The organism is Cryobacterium sp. M23, assembly GCF_002929655.1.
In the GTDB taxonomy this organism is placed as follows: domain Bacteria; phylum Actinomycetota; class Actinomycetes; order Actinomycetales; family Microbacteriaceae; genus Cryobacterium; species Cryobacterium sandaracinum.
The window spans coordinates 25,450-31,721 of record NZ_PJJV01000042.1 but is presented as its reverse complement, the minus strand read 5'-3'; the positions used below and the strand labels follow the sequence as shown (position 1 = coordinate 31,721).

General features: G+C 65.5%; 6 protein-coding genes and 1 pseudogene. 3 read left to right on the top strand and 4 right to left on the bottom strand.

Going from position 1 to position 6,272, the window contains the following annotated elements; genetic code table 11:
* Nucleotides 1-150: 150 nt before the first annotated feature.
* From CXY82_RS01525 to CXY82_RS01515, 3 genes are all read right to left on the bottom strand, one after another.
* On the bottom strand, nt 151-411 hold the full coding sequence (locus CXY82_RS01525; RefSeq protein WP_104100445.1) for a hypothetical protein: 261 nt from the start codon (nt 409-411) through the stop codon (nt 151-153).
* A 458-nt stretch (nt 412-869) separates the two neighbouring features.
* A complete protein-coding gene (locus tag CXY82_RS01520) occupies nt 870-2,153 on the bottom strand; it encodes an MFS transporter (RefSeq protein ID WP_104169372.1) in 1,284 nt (427 codons plus the stop codon).
* Nucleotides 2,154-2,165: 12 nt separating this feature from the next.
* On the bottom strand, nt 2,166-2,753 hold the full coding sequence (locus CXY82_RS01515) for a helix-turn-helix domain-containing protein (RefSeq protein WP_104169371.1): 588 nt from the start codon (nt 2,751-2,753) through the stop codon (nt 2,166-2,168).
* Nucleotides 2,754-3,118: 365 nt separating this feature from the next.
* Here CXY82_RS01515 and CXY82_RS01510 point away from each other — a divergent pair, with 365 nt between their 5' ends.
* Nucleotides 3,119-3,865 carry a phosphotransferase gene (locus CXY82_RS01510; protein ID WP_104169370.1) on the top strand — a complete coding sequence of 249 codons (747 nt, stop codon included), beginning with the start codon at nt 3,119-3,121 and terminating at the stop codon, nt 3,863-3,865.
* A 38-nt stretch (nt 3,866-3,903) separates the two neighbouring features.
* Nucleotides 3,904-4,458 (top strand): GNAT family N-acetyltransferase, encoded by a 555-nt coding sequence (locus CXY82_RS01505; RefSeq protein WP_146069017.1) that lies wholly within the window; start codon nt 3,904-3,906, stop codon nt 4,456-4,458.
* Nucleotides 4,459-4,537: 79 nt separating this feature from the next.
* Here CXY82_RS01505 and CXY82_RS01500 read toward each other — a convergent pair whose 3' ends face one another.
* Nucleotides 4,538-5,341, bottom strand: coding sequence for a LysM domain-containing protein (locus CXY82_RS01500; protein ID WP_104169368.1), 804 nt, complete (start codon nt 5,339-5,341; stop codon nt 4,538-4,540).
* A gap of 188 nt (nt 5,342-5,529) precedes the next feature.
* Here CXY82_RS01500 and CXY82_RS01495 point away from each other — a divergent pair.
* Nucleotides 5,530-6,063: pseudogene (locus tag CXY82_RS01495) on the top strand (transposase); the annotation flags it as partial.
* Between the last annotated feature and the right edge of the window lie 209 nt (nt 6,064-6,272).

Genomic DNA, 6,272 nt, shown 5'->3' with positions numbered 1-6,272 from the left:
ACCAATTGGATGATGCTCATCGCAGCATACCGGGTCTCGCCCCCGGTTCCGGAACGAAGGCGGCAGTTCTCATACTGTCGCTGTCGGCACAACTGTGGATTTCGTGGGTGAACGGATCGACACCAGTCGGAGCCAGAGCGCCGACGCTTCTCAGCCTTTGTGAATCAGGTCTACGATTCTTTGGGCGTTGTCGTCTGGAGCGATGCTGATCTGCACATGATCATCCTCCAAGGCTTCCATCACCACGGCGGCAGCCTGTATCTCGCCGCCGATCTTGATAATCAGGCGCGCCGAATCTCCGGCTTGGACAGCCTTCACCGTGAGGGCGTTAAAGACGATCGCCCCGTCTTCGGTGAACGTCACGTCAACCGCGTTCTGCCCCTCACCTTCGGCGATGGTGGCATCCTTCACTCCAGCTCGCTCAAGTGCGGATGGGAGAACAACATTCTCGCCATTGACCTGAACGCATTGCGGGTCCGCCCCATCAGCGCACGTCTCCGATACTGCCAACTCGATCGCTCCCCCTGTAACCGACGCTGTATCGCTGGCGCCAACACCAGCCGAACACCCACTGAGGGCCAACACGATAAGTACGACCAGAGAGAGCCTGGGGGTTCGAGAAGCCATGAATATTCTCCCTTAGACGCGGGAGATGAGTGCTGGTACAGCTGCCGCGTCCAACCATTGTTGCCCGCCGCGGATTGGCGATCTACAAATTGGTCATTTGCACCAGCAGCGTCTCGGCGGCACTGGAGATGCTGCCAATTGAGGAGAGAGTGACGATGCCAGCAACGCCCCAGAACCAGTGGACGCGCTTTCCATCTCGGGGCACAGGTTACCAGGCATGGACTGGCGAGCGTTCGGGGCGTTCACTTCGCGGGCATCACGGCCGGGCGCCGCTCCATGTGCCGCCAAGCTCCTCCGGTCAGTGGACTCAGCGTGACGAGCGTGTAGACGACCGCGACGATTCCGAAGGCGAGCGACAGTCCGATCGTGTCGGCGGCGATGCCGCCGAGCAGGGCGCCGAACGGCACCCCCGCCCACGCACCGGCGTTGATCAAGCCAAACACCCGGCCGCGCATGTGTTCAGGAACGCGTTCGAGCTCCACCGCGCCGAGAATCGGATTAATCGCCCCAGCCGCCAAGCCCGAGAGCGCGGTCATTGCGACGAGCACGGGCAGCGGCGCACCGACGGCGAAAGCAGCGCTGGACGGGCCGCCAGCCACGGCGAAGCAAACCGCCAAGGTCACACGGCGGGGCACACGGTGAGCGACGAATCCGAAGGCCACGTTGCCCACCAGAGCGCAACCGCCCATGACCGCCACCAGCAGACCCAGAGCGGCCGCGCCTCCCAGACGATCGTTCGCGTAGAGGGGCATCAGGGTCGAGCCGCGGGCGGCGTCGAGCAGGTTCGTGACCAGCACGAGGCCGACGACCAAACGCATCAGCGGGTCGTGGATGACGAAGCGGAAGCCTTCAGCCAGGTCGGCCCAATACGAGGTACGGGGAGTGTCAACGCTGTCGCCGCTCAGCCTGACGGTGGCAGGGACGGCTGCCACGAACGCCCAGGTCAGCAGTGCTGAGACCGCGAACGTTGCCGCGTTGACGAAGAGGGCTGCGATCGGCCCCAGGAGCGCGACGAGCAGGCCGGCGATCGAGGCGCCGATCAGCTTGGCGAAGCGCTCAGAGCCGTCGAGAAGCCCGACACTCTGCTCGATCCGCACGCCGGCCCTTACCGTCAGCCCGGGCAGCATGACGCGGCGGGCGGTCTGTCCCGGGGTGTCGAGTAGTCCGCCCGCGAATACCAGGATGAGAAGGGCCCAGAATGGCAGCCCGACGGTCAGCGCCAGTACCGGCATGGCCAGCACGGTGGCACCGCTCACGAGGTCCGCAACGATCGCCGCTCGGCGGCGACCCACCCGGTCCACGACAACCCCGCCGAGCGCCCCGCCGACCACAACCGGGGCGGTAGCGAAGAAGGCCGCGATTCCCACCTCGACGCCCGAGCCGCCGAGGCCGAGGACGTAGAAGGGGATGGCGAAGGCTGTGATCACGTTGCCCGTTTGCGAGATCGCGTGGGCAGCCAGCAGGGCCGAGAGGGCGCCGGTTGCGCGGCGGTCACGAGGCAGCGCCTCCTTCTTGTTCTTGCTCATCGGCGGTCTGACTCAGGGACGGCGATAGGCCTGGTAGACGAGCACCACGGGCTCGGCGCCGTCGGCCGTCGCCGGGTCGTGGGCGGCGCTCGCGTCGACGCACCGGTCGACCAGGGCTTCGAGCTCGGCCCGAATAGTGCCCAGTTCCTCGACCGTAAGACGCAGGCTGCGATCCCCACTCGCGCCTGCCGCGACCCACTCACGAGGCAGGGCAGGTGTCGCGTCGATGTAGTCGGTGAACCGGGCGGCGTAGGCCTGAGCAATCGACTTCTGCAGAACAGAAGACGCCGCGAGCTTGTCGGGGTCGTCGAGCAGATCGGCGGGCTCCCAGCTGGTCAGTAGGGTCGTGGCCTTCCACCAGCGTTCGCGGTGGTCGGTGCTCTGAGCCTCGGCGGGCTCGATCAGGGCGATGGAGGCAAGCTTGCCGAGATGGTAGCTGATGGTACCGGGAGCCTCATCAACGACGTCGCCCAGCTGGGCTGCGGTCAACGGGCCGCGTTCGCGAAGCAGGCCGAGCAGACGCAACCGGGTCGGATGCGCGAGGACCCGCATGGATGCAGCCGAGCTGAGCGTGGTGCGTGAAGCGTCGCGGGGGGACATACCGCTGACCCTATAAGAACAACAGTTATTGCGCAATGATTGTTGCGCGATAACTGGTACTCGAGCGCCCTCTCGCTCCTAAGCTGAGCCCATGGTCAACGAGGCGAAACATGAGGGCCGGGCTCTTCGGATCGAAGGTTTGGTGAACGCACGCGATCTCGGCAGCCTCCCACGACAACTCACGGCACGACAATAGAGGGCGCATTTCGCTCCGCACTTCTCGGCCTCGACCTGGTCACACTCCTCGAATCCCCGGGACTCAACGACGCCAACCGGGCCGCGGTCACGAACTGGCGAGGCTCCGTCTGACCCGGGTGCACGACATTTCGCCCTGAGGTTCCGCTTGCAGCCTTTAGGTTGGTGGGATGGATGAAGAGGTTCTGGCCGGTGGAAACTCGAGCATGGTCGTGCGGGTGGGCGATACCGTTCACCGCCCCGCCGGTCCTTGGACTCCCGCGGTACATCAACTTCTGAGCACACTCCGCGCGGCGGGAGTGACGGCAGTACCTGAGCCCTTCGGCATGGACGAGCAGGGCCGCGAAGTGCTCTCCTACCTTCCGGGAATCGTCGGCAACTACCCGTTGCCCAGCTGGATCTGGTCGTCGACGATCCTGCACGAGGCTGGGTCCTTGCTCCGACGGGTACATGACGCGAGCGCACCCCTCGCGCACGCGGCCGCTGAATGGCAGTTGCCTGCACACGAACCAATCGAGGTGGTGTGCCTGAACGACGTCGCACCGTACAACATGGTTTTCCAAGACGGGCACATCACCGGTCTCATCGACGTTGACATGGCCTCCCCCGGGCCTCGGATTTGGGATCTGGCTTACCTCGCATATCGACTCGTCCCGCTCGGCGAGTACTCAGACCCTGACGCGCCCGGACGAGATGCTCGCCCGGGCCGGCTCGATGCGCTCATCCGTTCCTACGGCTATGAGTTTGACCAGGCTGCCGTTCTTCGGGCGGCAGCGGACCGTATGGAGGATCTGGCCGTGTTCACGGATCAACGTGCCGCCGACACGGGCCGCAATGATTTCCTGGAGCATGCCGCACTGTACCGCCGCGACCGCGACCGACTTCTCGACATGATCGCAAGCCTGAAGGCCCCGTGAACGCGGATATCCAGGTAGTCCAAGTCAACGATCCACGCTTGAAGCGTCTAACCGAGGCGGGGTACTTCGTTGTCGGCGAATCGTGGGGTGCCCGCCTGCGCCTGAGCGATCCACCCAACCTGACGGTTCTGCACGCCGCCGTCGTGGCGGCAACAGGCCAAGGATTCCGGATCGAGGAACTCGATGCCAGCTGGGCGCCTCAGGTCACAGCACTCGAAGCCATGAACCACGCCGACTACCCGTACACGCCAGCGACATCCGTGCCCCACCGCGACGAGTCCGACGTGCTCGACCTGTGGACATTCGGCTGCCGTCTCTTTGGCGCCATCCATGACGGACAACTCGTGGCCGTCAGCGTAATGAGCCTGACTGCCGCGCGCGCGGAAACCGAATTCACTTCCGTCCACCGCACTTACCGCCGACGAGGGCTCGCCGTTGCCGTCAAGGCCGCATCGATCACGGCGTTGACCCACGACGGCGTCAGGATCTTCGGCACGGGTGGTGCTCAAGTCAACGCAGGCAGCATCCGTATGAACGAACACCTCGGCTACGCCATCGAAGAACGCTGGCTCAGCCTCACCGTGCCGCATTAGAACAAGAACACACGCGCTCGGAGGAGGTTTCTACACGGCCACTATCCCCTGGGCGGCGGTTCATGCCCTGAAGCGGCGTTCAGGCCCAAGGCGGCGGGACCGAGGCGCCGCCACGCAGTGCCACCTGGAGGTTCAAATCGTCACCGGCCTGGAGCTGGCGGCTAGTGAGTGGGTTGAGGAAGCCGAGATCGTCGACCGTGATGCCGAAGCGGTCGGCGATGTCGTTGAGCGTGTCGCCAGCGACCGCCCGGTAGGAGATGGGGGCACCATCGGTTGTGGCGGTGGCGCCGCCGGCGCCGAACCGGGCGCCGGTGTCAACGGCGAGCAGCCCGGGCCGGGTGTCCGGCACGTCCCAGGTGATCGTGCCGACCGCCCGGGGAGTGAGCACGCAGCCGTCAGGATCGGTCGTGCTCGGGTCGGTCTCCGTGATGACGCCAGTCAGGAAGTAGCTGGGGTTGCCCCGGGAGTAGTCTCTGTCTCCCAAACTCAGCCCGGGCTGATCGGCGTCCGTGGATAGGTTGCCGAAGGAGAAGTTGTACATGTCGGCCAGGCAAGTCGTGGTCTCCGACCAGGGACTGAAGAACAGTTGCAAGCCTCCGGGAACGTCCGAGTGGAAGTCCTTCAGTGCGACGTCGAACCCGCCGCCTGCGGCCGTGACGACGACGGTTCCGGAGACGGTGTCGTCCCCCGAGGCCGACGTGAGCTCGGCCGTGCCGATGACACCGTCGGGGATGACGACGTCGACCGCGCCGTCGGGCGGGGCCGACGCATCAGTGTGAACGGCCGTGTCGAGCGGTGGAGTCTGGGTTGTCGGGGGCGAGCAGGCCACCAGCACTAGCACCAGAGCGATGCTCCCCAGAACGGATGTCGTCAGTCGTGGCATCAGGTCCCCTGCCCGCCGCGCCCAGTATGGCAGTCGGCCGCGTCGCCGGTCCAGCCGCGGGCCCGAGGGACGAGATGGCTCAACCGATGTCGCCACCGGACGCACCGGTCGCTATGAACCCTCCCGTTGGCGGTTGGGCTTGCGGGCGAAGCAGGGGGACTTTTCAGTCGCCTGAATTGCCCGGATGCCGCGGTTCAGACGTGCTCGTGGGCTACCTGCCGGGGCTGGCAATGAGGCGCGTCGCGGACCTGCACGCGGGCGAAGCCAAGACCGACGCCCGCGATGCCGCGATCATCGCCCAAGCCGCGAGGAGCCTCCCGCACGCTTTGCGGTCGCTGCAGCTGGCCGATGAGCAGGTCGCTGAGCTCTCGATGCTTTGCGGTTTCGACGACGATGTCGTCGGCCAGATCACGGCCACGAGCAACCGTATCAGGGGCCTGCTCGCCCAGATCCACCCTGCGTTGGAGCGGGTCCTGGGCCCGCACCTGGACCATCCGGCGGTGCTGGATCTGCTGCAGCGCTACCCAACGCCAGCGGCGATGAAGGCCGCTGGCCCAACCCGACTTGGCAACCGGCTGCTGAAGTTGGCACCGCGAATGGGCCGGCGCCTCGCGGACGAGATCACCCGGGCGCTGGGCGAGCAGACCGTCGTGGTGACGGGCACGAACGCGACCAACGTCGTGCTCCCCAAGCGTGCCGAACAGCTCGCCGCGCTCCGCCGGCACTCGCAGACGCGAACCGACTTCCGACCGCCGCTCTAGCTCGAAGCCTGAGTGGGTCCCTGGCCACTCCGATGACAGCTACAAAGCGATGGCACTAGTGAGGTTGACGAGCACATGGTGAGGGGCAACGGCCAGCACCACGTTTGCATATTGGCTGAGTATGGTTGCTCGCAATGGTCGATTGGTTTCTTAGGCTGCTGACGTCCGCT

What these genes read in the sequence shown, in the direction of transcription:
- CXY82_RS01520 (WP_104169372.1), bottom strand. Translation starts at nt 2,153, where the DNA reads ATGAGCAAGAACAAGAAGGAGGCGCTGCCTCGTGACCGCCGCGCAACC.
- CXY82_RS01515 (WP_104169371.1), bottom strand. Translation starts at nt 2,753, where the DNA reads ATGTCCCCCCGCGACGCTTCACGCACCACGCTCAGCTCGGCTGCATCC.
- CXY82_RS01510 (WP_104169370.1), top strand. Translation starts at nt 3,119, where the DNA reads ATGGATGAAGAGGTTCTGGCCGGTGGAAACTCGAGCATGGTCGTGCGG.
- CXY82_RS01500 (WP_104169368.1), bottom strand. Translation starts at nt 5,341, where the DNA reads ATGCCACGACTGACGACATCCGTTCTGGGGAGCATCGCTCTGGTGCTA.